We start from the raw sequence: 16,610 nt of genomic DNA, 5'->3' as shown, positions 1-16,610 counted from the left end.
ACTCCTGTCCACGGCCATCCAACCCGGCCGTGTGGGTAGGACCGAAAACGATGTGAACCTGAACGCTCACACGCGGAATGTCTCCGACGTCTTCGACGGTACGCCTCGTCGTCCGTGATCGGGTTGGCCGGGCGAGGCGTATAGTCAGTTCACCGAGGGCATGTCGCGCGTCAGCACGGAGTCGGCGCCGCCTTGGGCGCACACGAACAGGCCGGTGAACCCGGTCGGAGGCGGAAGCGCCGAGATGAACCCAGAACCCAGCGCCCTAGCGCGCCCGCGGCCCGCACGGCGCGAACTACGGCTGACAATGAGACCGGGCACGGCGGCACGCGTGGGTCTCGACGGGGCCTGGTGGCCATGGTCGAGCGACCCGGCGGCGGAATTCCCCATGCTGGTCGTGGCATTGAGCTCGTGGGGCGGCCCTGGCCTCACCATGGCCTACAACCTGGACGACTGGCAACCGGCCGGGCCGACGCTGACCACCGAGGGGTGGACACTGCGCTTGGCGGGCACACACACCACGCCGCCCAGCACGGTCACGTTCGTCGGCTCGACCTCGAGGCCCATCCACCTGCTGGTGGTCCCGGCGGGTACGCCGGCCGCGGCCGCCCGGGTGGCGCTGCAGACGGTCTCGTCCTCCAGAACCAGCGCCGCGATCGAGCAACTCCTTGCCGACAGCCGCATCTCACGTGATGCGGGCCCGGAAGCCGAACTCTGCCGGTGACGGCGGCCGGCGGGTCAGGGACGCCAGGCCGCGGCCGCTCCAGGCAAAGCACCACAGGCCGCCAGGACGTCGCGGGAATGTCCGTTCTGGACGGTCGCCGCGGTCAGCGCGGCGTCACCGGCGAACTCGTCCGCGTCCGGTGGCACGACCAGCAGGCAGAACACATCGGGCGACGTGCTGGTGATCCGTAGGGAGTAGGCGTCCAGGGAGGGGAATCCCGCAAGCTGCACGACGTATCCGTCGACCGTCATCAGCCTGCTCATCCACCCCCACGTACCAGGGTTGTACCCGACTCTTCTGATGACGCCCAGCCGCGCGGCGAGCACGTGCAGGACAACGGGCAGCTCGACCGCCAGGTTTCGCGAACGAGGCCACCAGCCACCGTTGTAACGACTGTACGACGCCCCCAAGGGTTTGATGTTGAGCCGTAAGGATTTCGGCTGGCTGGGCATGTCCGGCTCCGCCCTCGGACCTGTATCCCAGGACCGCTGTTCGGAAAATCGTCCGAGGCGATGCCGGCTTGGCTGCGGGCATGCGGAATACCGTCGGTGGCTTCCACCCTACGCCTCCGCAGGGGATCCGCTGATCGGTCGCGCGCTGTTGGGTCAGACCATTGGTCGTGCGTCGGGACCATGGGGTGGACGGCTCCGCACACCGACCGCGATCAGCGCACCAACGGCGACGCCGAAGACCAGCATGCCGATGCCGGCCGGCCACTGCCGCCGTTGTGGGTACCGCAGCTCTCCCGGCACGGATTCGCTTTTGTGTCGCACAATGACCTCTGCTTCCTAGTCCTGGTACCGCCCTGGTTGAGCCCGCGCGTCCCGGGATCGCCGGTCACACACAGGCTCAACCGACAGACAGGAGGCGCGGCCACGCGGAAGCGCCCGACACACGCCACATGAGCGCCATCGGTTGTGCGACAACCGACGATGCTCAATGGCCATGGCAGCCGGTGGGCATGTGACTCGCTTCGAGCCGACAACGGGCGGCGGCTCCTGTCAGGGCCGGGGATCCGGCCACTTCGATGTCGAGGCCGCCGGATCCGGCACCGGCGCCGAAACGTCTCGACTGGGACAACAGTACTCCCCATCCACGCCGATCGCCGGTGTCGTCGCCTGCGGATTGAGAAGTGCCGGGTGATGCCTGCGGAGCCCCACGACATCCCAGCGGCCGAGTCAGTCCATTGTGTCCAGTCGAATCGGACGATCACACCTGACCGATCGCCATTGCCGTACCGCGGATCAGATTCCGGCCTCGCGGGACTTCTCGCGGGGCGCGGGAACAGTGCCCTCCGGGGCGGCGCGGCCGAAGCCATCGGCGAACAGGATTCCTTCCGCGCCACCGCGGACACCCGGACTCGCGGCGCTCACCAAAGCGGCCTGCGCGGTGTTGTCGCTCGCGTCGGGGGGAACGACCAGCAGGGTCATGCACTGCCAGCCGAATCCCGACACGAACACCGTGCGGGGATCGACCGAGCTGACGCCGTCGAGATGAACCACCTCGCCGTCGATGACCATCCGCCTGGGCGCGTCACCCCAGGCATCCATGTTGTAGGCCACCCTGCTGACCGGGCCCACCTGCTTGGTCACACCGGCGATCATGGCGGGGAACTCCGCCATCGGATCCATCGACCGCGGCCACCAGCCACCGTCGATCGCCCCCTCGGGAGACGACGGCGGCTTCAATGTCAGCCGCAACGGCACCCGTCTGACGGACGAAGGCGCGAAAAAGCGCCACTCCCCAAGAGGATCCATGCCGAACTCCCGTCCGGCCATATCACCGGCCGGTACACCACCTCGCCGGGAACGACGCCGGCGCGAGTGCCGACGCGCGAGAAACTCCCGATGCCGCCCACACTACGCTGCCAGCAGTCCGCTGTCGCGGTCACCGGGGACATCCGCGGATCGCCCGCCCTGTCAAACACCACACTGCCACATCGCCGAGACCATCCACAACGGACTCACCGGTCCCTCCGACGGCCGGTCGCATTCCTCCGCGGTGACCGGCATCCTCTCCAGCTGGGACCGCCGAACCATTCAGGCCGCGAAGTCCATTGGCGCCGGACGGGTTCGACGTTCAGGTCGGCAGGTAACCGAACACGTAGCGCCCGGGGCCCCGGTTTGAGCACACGGCGGCAATGTCAGGCACGCCAGGAGAATGACCGCGATCACCGCCGATAGCAGCTCATGTCGGACAGGTAGCGGTGCTCAGCAGGACGTCCCGGTCGCTGGTGCCGAGGGCTTGGGTGCTGCACGCGATCTTGGTGCCGCCCGACAACAGGTACATCCAGGATGTGTCCGGTCGGCCGGCCAGCGCCTTCACCGCCGCCCCGGCCGCGTCCGGCGTGCATTGCGGCCGGATCGTCCACGACGTGCAGCCGAGCCGGGCACCGTTGAGCACGCCCGCTACCCGCAGTACACCCATCGAGTGCAGCCGCTGGTACCGCCGAGGGACCGGGTTCTCCGAGACGCCGATGACGGTCGCGATGGCGCGCACGGGAGCGCGGCCGTCGATCTGCAGGGTGTGCAGCAGTCCGAGGTCGACGTCGCAGAGTTCCTCGAATCAACACGAATCCAGGTCGGCGATGTCCCGTGCGAGTCGTACTTCACGGTGGCGTGACGATCTTCATGCGTGTTCGGTCGCGGCCGCCGCGTGGAGGCCGAGGAGTTCGATCGCCGCGGCGCGCATCTCAACCTTGCGCACCTTGCCACTGACGGTCATGGGGAAGGTCTCCACGAGGTGGACGTAGCGGGGGATCTTGTAGTGCGCGAGCTTCCCGCTGGCGAACGACCGGATGGTCTCGGTGCTGAGTTCGGCTGCGCCGGGACGCGGTTTGATCCGGGCCATGATCTCCTCTCCGTAGCGTTCGTCGGGGACACCGATGACGTGGACGTCGTGGATGTCGGGATGGGTGTGGAGGAATTCCACACTGGCAATCTGCTGACGACCCGCGGCCGCCTCAGTGCCGTGATCGACTTCGGTGGGCTCGGTGCGGGCGGCCCGGCGTGCGACCTGTCATTGCCTTCACCCTCATGTCGGTCGAGACCCACTTTCCGCGCCGCGCTCGATGTGGACGATGCCACCTGGACTCGTGGCCGTGGCTGGGCCTTGGCCACCGGTTTGAACGCCTACATGCCCTACGCGGCCGTCAACCCCCCCGCGTCGCAGCACAGACCACCCGCCAGATCATGTCCTGGGACCTCCGGCATGTGGCCGGGAAACTTCAGGTCGCGGTCGGCATGACCAGCCGTCCACCCCATGTCCGCGACCCGCGACCCACGTTCTGACGTCGGGGTGAGGACCGCTTTGGGCGAAACCCGCTGACCCCACCCGACGGAGGCGTAGGGTGGGGTCACCGACGATATCCCGCATGCCCGCAGCCGGCTTCCCGTGCTCCTGCTCGCCGTGCGGCTGGAAATCATTCACGAGAGCCGGGCGCAACCCCGGCACGTGGGGACTCCCTTCGGATCACAAGCGGGTATCCAGGTGTGTTCTGCCTGCTGGTCGTTCCGCCGGACGCGGACGAGCTCGCCGGAGGCGCCGCCCTGCCGCAGCGACCGCCCAGAATGGACTGTCTCGCGATGTTCCGGCGGCTGGCGCCGGTGTGTTGGCGCCTTTCACAGGATCCGCTCCACAAGTACACCGCGAGGACGCGACATGATCCGGTTGTACGCGTAGTGTGTTAGTCAAGTGCCCTGGACCTCGGCGTGACGTTGACCGACCGAGGGCCGCCCAGATGGCACATCGGGAGCCCTCATCAGTCCCGATAGGACAGTCTCATGAGCACGTCCACCGCTGTTCGCCCGTCACCACGACTTGATCGCGATCCGAAGCCGATGACCGTTCCCGGCCGGTCGGTGGGCGAGCAGATCCTGGTGAAGATCTTCGTTCTGCTTCCGTTCGCGGCGCTGATCGCAGCGGTACCGATCGCCTGGGGCTGGGGGTTGGGCTGGACGGACCTTGCCCTGGCCGCCGGCTTCTACGTGGTGGCCTGTCTCGGGATCACGGTGGGCTATCACCGGTACTTCACGCATCGTGCGTTCAAGGCCAAGCGTGCTCTGCGCGTCGCCCTGGCGGTGGCTGGTGGTCTGGCCGCGCAGGGTCCGGTGATCGGGTGGGTCGCCGATCACCGACGGCACCACGCGTTTTCCGATCGCGAGGGCGACCCGCACTCGCCATGGCTGTTCGGCACCGGCCCGGTGGCGTTGGCCAGGGGGTTCTGGCACGCCCACATGGGCTGGTTGTTCGAGCGGGTCAGTACCAACGTCGAACGGTTCGCTCCGGATCTGTTGGCTGACCGGGACTTGCGGGCCGTCGACCGGTTGTTCCCGTTGTGGGTGGCGGTGAGCGTCGGGGTGCCCACCGCGCTGGGCGGGTTGATCGCCTGGTCCTGGTGGGGTGCGTTGACCGCGTTCTTCTGGGCCGGGCTGGTGCGGGTGTCGTTCCTGCACCACGTGACGTGGTCGATCAACTCGATCTGTCACATGATCGGTGACCGGCCGTTCGCGTCGAGGGACAAGGCCGCGAACTTCTGGCCGCTGGCGATCCTGTCGATGGGGGAGTCCTGGCACAACTCGCATCACGCCGACCCGACCTGCGCACGGCACGGTGTGCTGCGCGGCCAGATCGACATCTCCGCCAGGGTGATCTGGATCTTCGAGCGGTTCGGGTGGGTCTCGGACGTCCGGTGGACCAACCCCGCACGGCTGGCCCGGATCACCCTTCCCGAGAACCATGCACTGAGCAGGGAGAAGACTTCATGACCGCTGTCCTGTCGGATGTACATTCTGTCTGTCGCCCACGGGCTCCTGCGATCCTGCCAAGCAGTCCGCAGGCCGTGGCGCTGGTTGTCATGGCACATGTGGAGTCGTCCGGTGTGGCCGTGGTCGCTGTGCGTGGCGAGGTGGATTTGTGCGCCAGTCCGCTGCTGACGGCCGCGCTCCTGGCACCTTTGCGGCGCGCTTGCCTTGCTCACGCCTTGTGCCGTCTGGGTGGGTAGCACCGTGCGTGGTGTCAGGGTCGTCGAAATCCTGTCGGCGATCGAGCGCCGTGGCGGGGAACAGGTAACGCTGCCTGCCAGGTTGTGCGACGAGGGTCTGTCGGCGTTGCCGGTCAGCGGTGTCGGAATCGCGCTGATGACTGTTGACGGGCCCAGCGGGGTGGTGCTCGCGGCCACCGACGAGCGGGCCAGGCAGTTGGAGGAACTGCAGTTCGCGCTCGGTGAGGGGCCTTGCGTCGAAGCGTCCGGCAGCGGTCGTCCGATCCTCGCGTCGGATCTTGTGGCGGCTGGGACGGCTCGCTGGCCGCGGTTCGGCGCGGCCGTGCTGGACGCGGGTGTCCGCGCGATTTTCGCGTTCCCACTGAGGGTCGGTGCCATCCACGTCGGTGTGCTGGATCTCTATCGGGACACCCCTGGACAGCTGACGGCCCTTCAATTCGACGAGGCGCTGGCCTTCGCCGAAGCGGCGACGGTGGTGGTTCTGCACCTGCAGGACTATGACGAGCATGACGGCACGCACGCCCCGCTCGCCGAGCCGATCGACAACCGCGCGGAGGTCCACCAAGCGACGGGGATGATCACGATCCAGTTGGGTATCAGCCTGGCCGAGGCGCTGCTGCGGTTGCGGGCTTACGCGTACGCTACCGAACGGACGGTGTCCGCGGTCGCGGCGGACGTGGTCAATCGCCGCCTGAGCTTCGGTGACAGCGGGTCCGGCGGTACGACGCGGCAGGAACGGCCATGATGAGCAGGGAACAACTCCTGGCCAGCACGTTCGTGGATCTGGCCGACACCCTGGTGGCCGATTTCGACGTCATCGACTTCCTGCACACGCTGGCCGCCCGCAGCGTGCAGCTGCTCGATGCGGATGCCGCAGGGATCATGTTGGCCGACGCACATGGTGACCTGCACGTGATGGCCTCCTCCGCGGAGGAGGCCCGGCTGCTGGAGCTCTACGAACTGCAGAACAACGAGGGTCCCTGCTTGGACTGTTTCCGGTCCGGGCACCCGGTGGCCGAGGAGGACCTGTCCGCGATGCGCACCGCATGGCCGGTGTTCACCCTGCGGTTGCGGCAACTGGGGTATCACTCCGCGGAGGCGCTCCCGATGCGGCTGCGCAACGAGACCATTGGCGCGCTGAACCTGTTCCGGGTCCGGCCGGGCCGGTTGAGCGAGGCGGATCTGGGAATCGGCCAGGCGATGGCGGATGTCGCCACGGTCGGCCTGATCCAGGAACGTGCGATCGCCTCACGTGAGCTGCTGGCCACGCAGTTGCAGACCGCTCTCACCAGTCGTGTGCAGTTGGAACAGGCGAAGGGCATGCTCGCCCAGCGCACCGGCCTGCCGATGGACCAGGCTTTCCAGCTGATGCGCGCTTTTGCCCGCAGCCGCAATCATCGGCTGAGCGACGTCGCCGCACAGATCATCAGCCGCTCGATCGACGATGACCAGCTGCGCCAACGCCCACACCGTCCCTGAAGGCGTACTGTCAACATATCTGCCCCGGACCCCGGCGCGCTTCTGAGCCGACCCAAGGGACTACCCGTGGCACCCGCGCACATCAGTGTCCGCCGGACCGTTCGAAGATGCCGAACCTGGGCGGAGCATCGGGTTGGCCCCCGCCACGTACCGGCTTGACGGGCCGCGAACCGTTGTGATCACCGCCAGGCAGGACCTACGCCTGCTCTCATCAAGGCGGGACACGTGACATCCGGCTGCTGCAGGTGACGGGCCTGGAATGCGAGGAGCCGGGCGCGTTGTCCGCGGTTCGCCAGACCTGGCAACGGATACCGATCCGTCCGCCGTCCATCCGATCGGGTTCGTCCCGGCATATCCATGGAGGGTTTCCGATGACCACCACCCATCCGCCGATCGTTGCCGGCGTGGACGGATCCGCGTCCGGCCAGCAGGCAGTTCTCTGGGGCGCAAGGGAGGCCGCGCGCCGCAAGGCACCCCTCCGGTTGGTACATGCCACTGTGGCGATCGGGGGACACTCGCCGGTGGCGTTGCAGCGGTCGATGTATGACGCCCTGGCCGGTGAGGGTCGTGAGTCGCTGCGGCAGGCCACGGAGTCGGCGCGGGATCTGGCTCCCGGGGTCGACGTGTCGACTGATCTCCGCACTGGTTCACCGGCGCAGGTACTGGTTGCCGAGTCCCAGGCGGCGCGCCTGGTGGTACTGGGTTCTCGCGGACTTGGTGGCTTCACGGGGATGCTTGTCGGGTCTGTGGCGGTCGCGCTGGCCGCGCATGGTCATTGCCCGGTCCTGGTGGTCCGCGGTGAGCACACGACCGAGACGGGTGGCCGGCCGGTGGTCGTGGGGATCGATGGTTCGCCGGCGAGCGAGGCGGCGATCGGGTTCGCCTTCGACCAAGCGTCCTGGCTGGGTGTTCTCCTTGTCGCCTTGCACACGTGGAGCGACACCATACCGGCGTCGACTGTGCCTGAAGCCGTTGCGGAAGAGGAGCAGCGCGTCCTCGCTGAGCGGCTCGCCGGGTGGCAGAAGAAGTACCCCGAGGTGTCGGTGCAGCGCGTGTTCACTCCTGGCCGGCCCGCGCACAGTCTCCTCGTTCAGACGCGAGAGGCCCAGCTTGTCGTGGTCGGTGCACGTGGCCGCGGTGGTGTGAAAGGCATGATGCTCGGATCGACCAGCCAGGCACTGTTGCACCATTCGAGCTGCCCTGTGGCGGTCGTGCGGCCGGAGTCCAGGTACTGAGCATGACGATGACAGTAAGCATGGCCGGCCGCTGGAGCGCGCAAGCGAAGCCGAGCCGCCGGCCGGCCGGGAGTTCCGGGTGCGGCCGAGGTACGCAACCGGCTCGACTACCAGATGAACGATCCGTCCGAGTCACCCGGCCGGGTTTGACGCGGTCGGGCCCAGCGGGCGGTCCGCGCCGCCGTGCCGCCGTCATGGATGCTGATATCTGTCTCATCTTCGCGCGATCGGCCGTCGACCGGGTCGAGACCGAGAGCCTCGAGCAGCAGCAGGCAGTCGGCGGCGTCGTCGGCCACTGAGGCCACCAGGCGAACTGCGCAATACCTTTGTTCAGGGCTCAAACTGAAGCTTTCCTGCGACGCTGTGCGCAGATTGTCACCGTGGATCACGACAGGGACTCCAATGCTGCTGTCGGTCCAGCGTGAGGAGTCGTCGTGAGTGCGTCGACATCGCGGGCGCCGAGTGGGCACAGCGGTGAGCAGGTCGGCGATGCGAGTCCCGGGCACTGCTGCACTGAACGGGTTCGATCCGGTTGCGTCGCTGTCATCACAGCCCCTTAACACGCACTGGCCACGAGTCTGAGTGCCGCCAGGGACCGGGGCGGGAAAGCGTTGAAATTCTTGCGAAGAACGATGCCGTCGCGTGGAGGCATCGGAGTCCCGTCAAGGTTAACCTGCGCGTCAACCTTCTGTCGTCGCGCCGGCCCGAGCACTTCTGGTCCGATGTGGACGAGGACCTGAACACCGGCCCGCTGTTGAGTGACCGGCTCCACAGGTTGATCCACAGCTCGGGTCCGTGTCTGATCTTCTTCATACCCCTGCTCGGCGCGGCCGGGCTCGCCGTCCTGCTGGACGCCAGGTCGGCGGCCATGACGGCCGGGGTCGGATTTCGTGTGGTGGCAAGTACTCGTGCGGCCTGGGGTTCGCGATGATCGTTCGACTCCCGGATCGATCTCGCACAGCCCGTGCCGCGGCCTGAACCGCTTTTCGCCCTGCGCCACCAGTGCGGCCCGCGGGTCCATTTCCGCAACCGCGACCGGTGTACGCGGTCAGCGCACTTTCTCAGGTATGTGGTTGAGGGCATCCAGTACGAGCTCCGCGAGTTCGAACGAGGCCCTGTCGCTGAGCTTCGAGTGGGCTTTCAGGGTGTCCTTGATGAGCGCGACTTTTCGGTCGTACGCGGACACATATTTGGCAGTTGTGGTCATCAGATCTCCTTCATGGTGCGGACACAACTTCGACCGCGTCTGTCAGTCACAGTGGCTGTCGCGGTGCGATAGCGGACTGCGATCTGGTCGTGGCTGGGCCAGGGGTGCGGGCAGTTGGCGCAAGTCGTGTGGATCCGGTCCTCGGCAACCGGTTTCGTTCGGAAGGCAGCCGCTGGAGGAGCACGCCGTTTGCCGGGCCGGACTGTGTTGTCATGAGCGGTGTCCTGTTTTTGGCTGCTCGTCGCGCGAGATGCCATTGCTGGTAAGGATATCTTCACCTGTTGCGACTGTGTCCGAACGGGAGGCGGACCTGAGTACCGCGCGGGCGGCACCACCCGGGGTGGTGGGCGGTACGACCAGCAGCCGGACCTGCTTCAGGTCCGGCCCAGTGAGGCGGCGCGGGTTTGACTGCTGGCGCACGACATATCCTCGGTGATCCACAGCCTACACCCTCAGCTGTTCAGTCCACTGTGGCCGGTGGCCGCCATACCGTGCCGCAGAGTGAATCGTTGCCGGACAAGCACGTTCGTTCGGAAGGTGTGGCGGCCCAGCCGCAGCCCGGTGACATGGCGGCGAACCCGGCGATTCGTTCGGACAGTTCCCGGGCGCCGGCGCTGCCGCGGCGATGATCTGCCGTGCTTCTCAACGGTAGCAACCGGTCCCGGGTTCGTGACGAGCGCACGGTCATCGCCATGTCAATGGCCTGGGCGCCAACCACGGCGGCGTGGTCTGTGTCGTTTTCGATGAGATGACTGGTGGCCAGCGCGATCAGGCTGAACGTCTTGCTGCGGGCCATTTTCGGGCCGTAGCCGTTGGCCGCGGCGGTCAGCGCGGGGATCGCCGAGCGTGCGAAGGACGGGTCCACTGACTGAGCGAGCTCGGTGTGGATGACGCCGGACATCGCCAGGAGATCGTTGGTGTCGAAGAATACCGCCCATCCCGGGGCGTCATCCGGATCTGATCGGCCGAAGTCGTCCATACTCTTGCCGAGAGCTGTGAGTGTGTCGCTGGTCAGCCCCATCCTCGCGGTCACCCAGGCCTCGTTGGCGTGCAGGACCGCGGCCGCCAGTGTTGACGCACCGGCCTGAGCCGCGTGCTGACCGGATTGAAAGTCCGCCAGCGCCATGTCGAGACCGTTGTGGTGCAGGTGGATTCGGCCGCTGCGATACCCGATGGCGGCCACCAGGACATCGTCGCGGGCCAGCCGGGCCAGCCTGAGGGCGTCACCGAGATGCTGGTGGGCACGGTCGACCCGGCCGATGTCGAAGGCGGTCCAGCCGGCCAGAATGTGCAGATCGGCGACAGCGGTGCGGTGCCTGTCGGCCACCGGATCTGTTGTGCGGGCGTCGAGGAGCCGCTGAGCCCAGGCCAGATACCCGGCGATGGCGTCGTGGCAGGCGCCTCCGCCGTGCTGGTGATCCCAGTCCCGGAACGCTTGCGCCGCTGCCTCGATCCGGATCACATCGGTGACCCCCACGTGTCCCGGAACGGATGCCGGGGCATGCGGCAGCGAGGACGTCGCGCTGTAGGACGGCTCGCAGGTGTCCATGGCCGACCTCCTCGGCAGTAGCCGGACAGGAGAGGTGGCCCGCCAGGGACTGGAGCGGGTTGGGGATCGCATCTGGTGAACGATGCGAGGTCTGCGCTTACTTCGACACGTCGTGGCGGGTGTCGACGTGCCCGCCGTCGGCCTCCCAGCGATCCCGGGCGTCGTCGGTTGCTTCACGGGGCGTGGGTAGCAGTGTGCTGGGCCGGATGCCGGCCGCGACCAGGATCGTCGTCGGGCTGTCGGCGTTGTCTCGTCCGGCGGCCGTCATCATCGCGTCATGGGCGGCTGTCTTGGCCGCGTCGGTCGGGATGACCAGCAGCCGGATGCGCCGCCGGTCCAGCGAGACGACACTGACGATGTCCTTGTCCTGGGATCGGAATCCCTCCAGCCGGACGGGGTGACCGTCGAACCGGATCCGGCGCGGCGCGGTCTCCCATGAGCTGAGGGCGTACACCACGCGCCACACCGAGCCGAGCCGGACGGCGAGCACCTTGGCCAGCGCCGGCAGTTCCGCGGTCAGATCCCGGGACCGTGGCCACCAGCCGCCGTCGACATGGCCACCGGTCGATCCGCCGGGCTTGAGACGCAACCGGAGAGGTTGCCGAGCCTGCGGCACAGGCATGATCTGAGTGGGTGAGACCGACATGACGTCAGTGCTCCGTCCCCGGCCGACAGGCGGCCGGTGTGGGATACACCGGGGACGACGCCGGCTTGACTGCCCGCGTGCGAAATGCTCCCGGTATTGGCCCAGGCTACGCCATTGGGTGCGGGTTTGTCGTGGCAGCACCTCCATGGCGTACCGCTGGGGCCGCCGGTGGCGTACCGTCGACGCGGTGCCCTGGACCTCGGCGCGATCTTCAGCCGACCAAGGGAACCCGATGGCATATCTCAGATCGATCTCCGCCGGGCCGTTCGAAGGAATCGCCGAAGCCCACCGGAGCTGTGTGGCCGACATCCTGCGAGCCACCAAGCGGGGCCTGTTCACCCAAGCCGAAGCCGATGTGCTGATCGACCGGGTCCGAGCGCTGAGCATTGCCCTGACTGACCGGTCGTGGCGGCCGGGCGGTGGTCGCGAGATCGCCCGGCGTGCGGCTGTCGCGTCACTGTTCAGTGTGGGCGAAACGGGTCGCGTGCGCGGCGAGGCCGTCGAGCAGCCGGTCGAGGCCCCAGTGGAATCGGGTGGTGTCATTGTCGGTCGGTTCGGCGAGCTGGACCGCGACGGATCCGAGGATGTGCACGTTGAGCAGGTGAGCGACGTCCGCGGGTGCCAGTCCGGCGTCGGCCAGGATGGCCAGCAGGGTCAGGCCGACAGCCTGTGCGATGGGGCCGTTGAGGGAGTCGCCGAGCACCAGGTGCACCGCCCCGGGATGGGCGAGCAACTCCGCTCTCAGCTCGGATGCGAGGACCTGAACGCGATCGCGCCACGGTAGCGCCGGGACCTGGGCGGCCTCGCCGTGCATGGACCACTTTGAGGCGATGCCATGACCGAAACGAGCCCGCCACGCGATCCCAAGCCTTCGGACCTGTCCTAGCCGGTGCGTGTGCGGGCGGCGCTGGACGCACCGGTGTCGCGCTGGCTGTGGCTGGTGAAATGGCTGCTGGTCGTGCCGCACGTGCTGATACTCGTCGTGCTTTGGCTGGTGTTCCTGGTGCTGGGCGTCGTCGCGATGTTCGCGATCCTGTTCACCGGCCGGTACCCGCGGCCGGTCCGCGCTGATGACCGACCGATACCCTCCCTTCCGGTTCGACCCCGGCGGCGGTGAGCCCGGCGGTCCGGTGACCGAGGACCCGCTGCCCATGCCGCATGCGACGCCGTGACGGGACGACTCCCACCCAGCGATGAACGAAAGAACACCGAACGTCGCTCGCGACGCAACGCGTCCTCAGTGGACACGAGGGCTGTCGCGGCCCGGGGTCTACTTGGTGACGGTGACAGGGGCTCCGTTGGATGCCACATCCTGGGCGGGCGGGCTCGAAGGTGCCGCTGCCGCTGCTTCTCTGCTCAGGAAGGAGCCCAGCTCTCCGATGGTGCTCATGAGGGGCGCCGGGAACACGACTGTGGTGTTCTTGTCGACGCCGATCTCCACAAGGCTTTGCAGGTTTCGCAGTTGCAGGGCCAGTGGGTGGGCCATCATGGTGTCCGAGGCCTCGCCCAGCGCGGCGGCGGCCAGCGACTCGCCCTCGGCCGCGATGATCTTGGCGCGCTTCTCCCGTTCCGCTTCGGCTTGCCGTGCCATCGCCCGTTTCATGCTGTCGGGCAGCTGGATGTCCTTGAGTTCGACCAGTGTGACCTCCACGCCCCATTCCACCGTTGCCACGTCGAGGATCTCGCGGATGCTGATGTTGATGGCGTCGGTCTCGGACAGGGTCTCGTCCAGCGTGTGCTGGCCGACGACTTTGCGCAGGGTGGTCTGGGCGATCTGGTTGATGGCGGCGGCGACGTTCTCGATGGCCACCACCGACTTCACGGCGTCGACGACGCGGTAGTAGGCGACGGCCGAGACGTCGATGCTGACGTTGTCCCGGGTGATGATGCCCTGAGACTGGATGGGCATGGTGATGATCCGCAGCGACACCTTCCGCAGGATGTCGATCACCGGAATGATCATCGCGAGGCCGGGCTCCCGCACGCTTCTCACCCGGCCCAACCGGAACAGCACACCCTTCTCGTACTGGGTGACGATTCGCACCGAGAGCGCGAGTCCCACCAGGACCAGACCCCCGATGACGACCCAGAGCACGGTCATGGCTTGGTCCCTTCAGCCGCCAGCGGGTGCCGAAGCGCGCGGTTGCTGTGTGGTTCGGTCCGGGTCTTGGCGTCGTTGATCTGACGGATCAGGCCGTTGCGGACTTCGTTGAGTGCCACCGCCAGTTCTCGTGCGGAGGACGTGGAAACCAGGTGCAGACCGGGAGTGCGGTGGATCCGGCATTCCAGTGTCACCAGCTGGCCGGCGCGGTCGCGGTCCTTGAGGCTGATCTCCAGATCGATCTGTCCCTGGTGGAAGGACCGCAGTCGCGGACCGAGCGCGGCCATGCGCCGGACGATCCAGTCGCGTTCGGACTCGAGAAATCCGGAGGTCACGTGCAGCCGCTCGCCGATCATGTCCGGCTCTCGCGGAACTTCGGTCATCTGTTGTGCCTTTCCAAGCTGTTGGGGAATCCCTCGTCGAGGTGCCCGCACTGTCCTTCGCCGGCCGGTGCCCCCGGCGGAGTTCGGGGGTGAGGTCGGGAGCACCGGTTGCGCGTGCTCTCCGTTCGTGGAGCGCACGGTCGTGGGCCGCCGCACGCCGAGGAGGCGTCACGACAGCGATGGGTGAGTCCTGACAGGACGGTTGACCGCCTGGTCTCACCGGCGACGGGAGCGACGCAGATGCCGGCGGAGCTGCCAGATCCGCAGTGACCCCGCGATCGCGGTCAGCAGCACTCCGGCGACAGCGGCCAGCAGCATGGCGACCGCGAGCGAGACGACGCCGGTCACGCCGAAGTAGGAGACCTCCACCGATTGGGTGTTCTGCAGAATGAAGACCAGCAGCAGCACCAGCAGGACGGCGAAGAGGATGATGCCGACCCAGGTGCTGCCGGTGCGGGTGCGTCGTAGCGGGTTGGTGTCGGGCGCCGGTTCGGGCCGGACGGCGCCGGTGACGGGTCCGTCGGCCGGCGGAGCGGAGTCCGCGGGCGAAGTCTGTGAAGGTACGTGCCTGGTGGCTGACGTATCGGTCATTGGTGCGCCCCCTCTCTTCAATGAGGGGCTCATGCCCACACAGTACGCCGGAAGCCGGAGGGCCGCTCGACTGCCCCGGCAGTCCGTCGCCGGGGACGAACCCGGGCCTGGCGGAGCGGTAAGGGACGGCAGCGAAGTGCCGCGCTCACCGGCGCGAAGCCGCATGACGTCTACAGCGGGCAAGACCGTTGGAGTGAGTCACGGACTCCGGTCCGGCCGGGTTCGTCAGCCCTGCGGCTCGGTGACTTCGACCTCGGCGGGTTTGTCCTCGTCGCCCCGCAGGGAGCGGATGCCCGAGTTGAGCACGGCCAGCAGTGGAACGGCGAGCAGGGCCCCGGGAATGCCGGCCGTCACCAGGCCGACCGCGATGGCCAGCACCACCGCGAGCGGGTGGAGGTTGACGGCCCTGCCCAGCAGCAAGGGTTGCAGTACATGGGCTTCCAGTTGCTGGACGCCGACGACGATGCCCAGCAGCACGAGCGCCGGTATCGGCCCGTTGGCCACCAGGGCGATCAGCACGGCGATCCCACCGGCCAGGATCCCGCCGATGATCGGGATGAACGCGCCGAGGAAGACCAAGGTGGCCAAGGGAATCGCCAGCGGGACACCGAGGATGACCAGGCCGATCCCGGCGCCAACCGCGTCCACTGTGGCCACTGCGATCGTCGCACGCACGTAGCTGACCAGAGCGGCCAGGCTGCGGCGGCCCGCGACATCCACCCGGGTGCGTATCCGATGAGGGGCGCCGCGCAGCAGGAAGGCCCAGATACCGCGTCCGTCGTAGATCAGGAAGATCAACACGAACAGGATCAGGAGCATCTGGGCGAGGACCTCGCCGACGGTCGCGGCTGTGGTGAGGGCTCCGGACGTGATGCCGGTCTGGGTGTTGGTCACGGTCCGGACGAGGTTGTCGAAGAAGGTCCGGACCTGCTCGTCACTCATGTGCAGCGGACCGGTGGTGAGCCAGTTCGCGATGGCGTCGATGCTGTGCGAGAGCTGGATTTGCAGAGCCGGCAGGCCGTTGATGAAGGTGATGATGACGAAGGTGAGCAGTCCGCCGAGCACCGCCAGTCCGCCGATGAGAACCAGAACGGTGGCCAGCCAGCGGGGTACCTTGCGTCTGACCAGGTATCCGACGGCCGGCGCCAGCAAGGCGGCCAGCAGCAGGGCGATCGCGACCGGGATGACCACGGCGGCCAGGTGGCCGACGACGAAGCCGATCACATACAGCGCGGCGGCGACCACCAGCAGCCGCCAGCCCAGGGCCGCGCTCACCTGCAAGGATCTCGGCACAACCGGCGAAGCGCCGGGAAGGTCACGCCGTGCGGCGGTTTCCGGAGTATCCACAGTGGTACCTCTCTCTGCCTGGCTGACGTGCCGCCAGGGTCTGGAGCGGTCCACCAAACGTGGTGCAGTCATGCTAGCCGCGATCGACCGTGTGCACACGGTCGTTGAGGCAGGGTCAGTCCGACCGCTGGGCCGGGGTCGTGTTCGGTGAACATGATGGAGGTGCCCGGCGGGACAACAGTCGTCGCTTGGCCGTCCTCGGCGGGTCGTTTGTCGGTCGTCCCTGACTGGCGCCGTTTGGTGGTCCAGCGGCTGTGAGAGCTGGTCGGTTGATCCACTGTGGATAGAACTGGGCTGATTGGCGAGGAGAACGATGGACCCGGCGGCTCGTGGAGAACATCCTGGA

17 protein-coding genes and 4 pseudogenes are annotated in these 16,610 nt (G+C 67.4%); 7 read left to right on the top strand and 14 right to left on the bottom strand.

Translation table 11 applies throughout. The annotated features are described in order from the left end of the window. The first annotated feature begins 160 nt into the window (after window positions 1-160). Entirely contained in the window at window positions 161-724 is a 564-nt protein-coding gene (locus tag AB0J95_RS25020) for a DUF5994 family protein (RefSeq protein WP_364762267.1), read from the top strand. 14 nt (window positions 725-738) lie between these two features. Here the strand turns inward: AB0J95_RS25020 and AB0J95_RS25015 are convergent, their stop codons facing one another. The 4 genes and pseudogenes from AB0J95_RS25015 to AB0J95_RS25000 all read right to left on the bottom strand — a co-directional run. Next, window positions 739-1,176 carry a DUF5994 family protein gene (locus AB0J95_RS25015; RefSeq protein ID WP_364762264.1) on the bottom strand — a complete coding sequence of 146 codons (438 nt, stop codon included), beginning with the start codon at window positions 1,174-1,176 and terminating at the stop codon, window positions 739-741. 792 nt (window positions 1,177-1,968) lie between these two features. Then, complete coding sequence (locus AB0J95_RS25010) at window positions 1,969-2,481, bottom strand: DUF5994 family protein (RefSeq protein ID WP_364762261.1); 513 nt, start codon at window positions 2,479-2,481, stop codon at window positions 1,969-1,971. 430 nt (window positions 2,482-2,911) lie between these two features. Beyond that, window positions 2,912-3,262 (bottom strand): annotated as a pseudogene (locus tag AB0J95_RS25005) (AsnC family protein); the annotation flags it as partial. Between the two features lie 90 nt (window positions 3,263-3,352). After that, a pseudogene (locus tag AB0J95_RS25000) lies at window positions 3,353-3,652 on the bottom strand (AMP-binding protein); the annotation flags it as partial. Between AB0J95_RS25000 and AB0J95_RS24995 the strand changes: the two are divergent. The 5 genes and pseudogenes from AB0J95_RS24995 to AB0J95_RS24975 form a co-directional block, all read left to right on the top strand. After that, a pseudogene (locus AB0J95_RS24995) lies at window positions 3,650-3,915 on the top strand (phosphotransferase); the annotation flags it as partial. The pseudogenes AB0J95_RS25000 and AB0J95_RS24995 overlap by 3 nt on opposite strands. Window positions 3,916-4,506: 591 nt before the next feature. Next, window positions 4,507-5,490, top strand: coding sequence for an acyl-CoA desaturase (locus AB0J95_RS24990; protein WP_364762258.1), 984 nt, complete (start codon window positions 4,507-4,509; stop codon window positions 5,488-5,490). Window positions 5,491-5,730: 240 nt separating this feature from the next. Beyond that, on the top strand, window positions 5,731-6,471 hold the full coding sequence (locus tag AB0J95_RS24985) for a GAF and ANTAR domain-containing protein (protein ID WP_364762255.1): 741 nt from the start codon (window positions 5,731-5,733) through the stop codon (window positions 6,469-6,471). Continuing rightward, window positions 6,468-7,205, top strand: coding sequence for a GAF and ANTAR domain-containing protein (locus AB0J95_RS24980; RefSeq protein ID WP_364762252.1), 738 nt, complete (start codon window positions 6,468-6,470; stop codon window positions 7,203-7,205). The genes AB0J95_RS24985 and AB0J95_RS24980 overlap by 4 nt, the downstream gene beginning before the upstream one ends. Before the next feature lie 371 nt (window positions 7,206-7,576). Further along, the gene (locus AB0J95_RS24975) at window positions 7,577-8,440 is read left to right on the top strand and encodes a universal stress protein (protein WP_364762249.1); all 864 of its coding nucleotides are present in this window, start codon (window positions 7,577-7,579) and stop codon (window positions 8,438-8,440) included. Window positions 8,441-8,547: 107 nt separating this feature from the next. On the opposite strand, the gene AB0J95_RS24970 is transcribed toward AB0J95_RS24975, so the two are convergent. The 6 genes from AB0J95_RS24970 to AB0J95_RS24945 form a co-directional block, all read right to left on the bottom strand. Then, window positions 8,548-8,829: a hypothetical protein gene (locus AB0J95_RS24970; RefSeq protein ID WP_364762885.1), complete on the bottom strand. Its 282-nt coding sequence runs from the start codon at window positions 8,827-8,829 to the stop codon at window positions 8,548-8,550. A 659-nt stretch (window positions 8,830-9,488) separates the two neighbouring features. Continuing rightward, on the bottom strand, window positions 9,489-9,647 hold the full coding sequence (locus tag AB0J95_RS24965; RefSeq protein WP_364762246.1) for a DUF6307 family protein: 159 nt from the start codon (window positions 9,645-9,647) through the stop codon (window positions 9,489-9,491). Continuing rightward, window positions 9,647-9,904 carry an RGCVC family protein gene (locus tag AB0J95_RS24960; protein ID WP_364762243.1) on the bottom strand — a complete coding sequence of 86 codons (258 nt, stop codon included), beginning with the start codon at window positions 9,902-9,904 and terminating at the stop codon, window positions 9,647-9,649. The genes AB0J95_RS24965 and AB0J95_RS24960 overlap by 1 nt, the downstream gene beginning before the upstream one ends. Window positions 9,905-10,107: 203 nt before the next feature. Further along, entirely contained in the window at window positions 10,108-11,196 is a 1,089-nt protein-coding gene (locus tag AB0J95_RS24955) for a transcriptional regulator (protein ID WP_364762240.1), read from the bottom strand. Between the two features lie 97 nt (window positions 11,197-11,293). Further along, complete coding sequence (locus AB0J95_RS24950) at window positions 11,294-11,785, bottom strand: DUF5994 family protein (RefSeq protein ID WP_364762237.1); 492 nt, start codon at window positions 11,783-11,785, stop codon at window positions 11,294-11,296. Between the two features lie 511 nt (window positions 11,786-12,296). Then, a complete protein-coding gene (locus tag AB0J95_RS24945) occupies window positions 12,297-12,656 on the bottom strand; it encodes a TetR/AcrR family transcriptional regulator C-terminal domain-containing protein (RefSeq protein ID WP_364762234.1) in 360 nt (119 codons plus the stop codon). 75 nt (window positions 12,657-12,731) lie between these two features. Here AB0J95_RS24945 and AB0J95_RS24940 point away from each other — a divergent pair. Further along, a pseudogene (locus AB0J95_RS24940) lies at window positions 12,732-12,899 on the top strand (DUF4389 domain-containing protein); the annotation flags it as partial. A gap of 213 nt (window positions 12,900-13,112) precedes the next feature. On the opposite strand, the gene AB0J95_RS24935 reads toward AB0J95_RS24940, so the two are convergent. The 4 genes from AB0J95_RS24935 to AB0J95_RS24920 form a co-directional block, all read right to left on the bottom strand. Next, window positions 13,113-13,943 (bottom strand): slipin family protein, encoded by an 831-nt coding sequence (locus AB0J95_RS24935; RefSeq protein ID WP_364762231.1) that lies wholly within the window; start codon window positions 13,941-13,943, stop codon window positions 13,113-13,115. After that, the gene (locus AB0J95_RS24930; RefSeq protein WP_364762228.1) at window positions 13,940-14,326 is read right to left on the bottom strand and encodes an HPF/RaiA family ribosome-associated protein; all 387 of its coding nucleotides are present in this window, start codon (window positions 14,324-14,326) and stop codon (window positions 13,940-13,942) included. The genes AB0J95_RS24935 and AB0J95_RS24930 overlap by 4 nt, the downstream gene beginning before the upstream one ends. A 216-nt stretch (window positions 14,327-14,542) precedes the next feature. Beyond that, window positions 14,543-14,917 carry a lipopolysaccharide assembly protein LapA domain-containing protein gene (locus AB0J95_RS24925; RefSeq protein WP_364762226.1) on the bottom strand — a complete coding sequence of 125 codons (375 nt, stop codon included), beginning with the start codon at window positions 14,915-14,917 and terminating at the stop codon, window positions 14,543-14,545. Between the two features lie 225 nt (window positions 14,918-15,142). Next, complete coding sequence (locus AB0J95_RS24920) at window positions 15,143-16,264, bottom strand: AI-2E family transporter (RefSeq protein WP_364762223.1); 1,122 nt, start codon at window positions 16,262-16,264, stop codon at window positions 15,143-15,145. Window positions 16,265-16,610: the final 346 nt, after the last annotated feature.

The organism is Actinocrispum sp. NPDC049592 (assembly GCF_040675465.1).
Taxonomy (GTDB): Bacteria; Actinomycetota; Actinomycetes; order Mycobacteriales; family Pseudonocardiaceae; genus Kibdelosporangium.
This window is presented reverse-complemented; position numbering and strand designations above follow the sequence as displayed.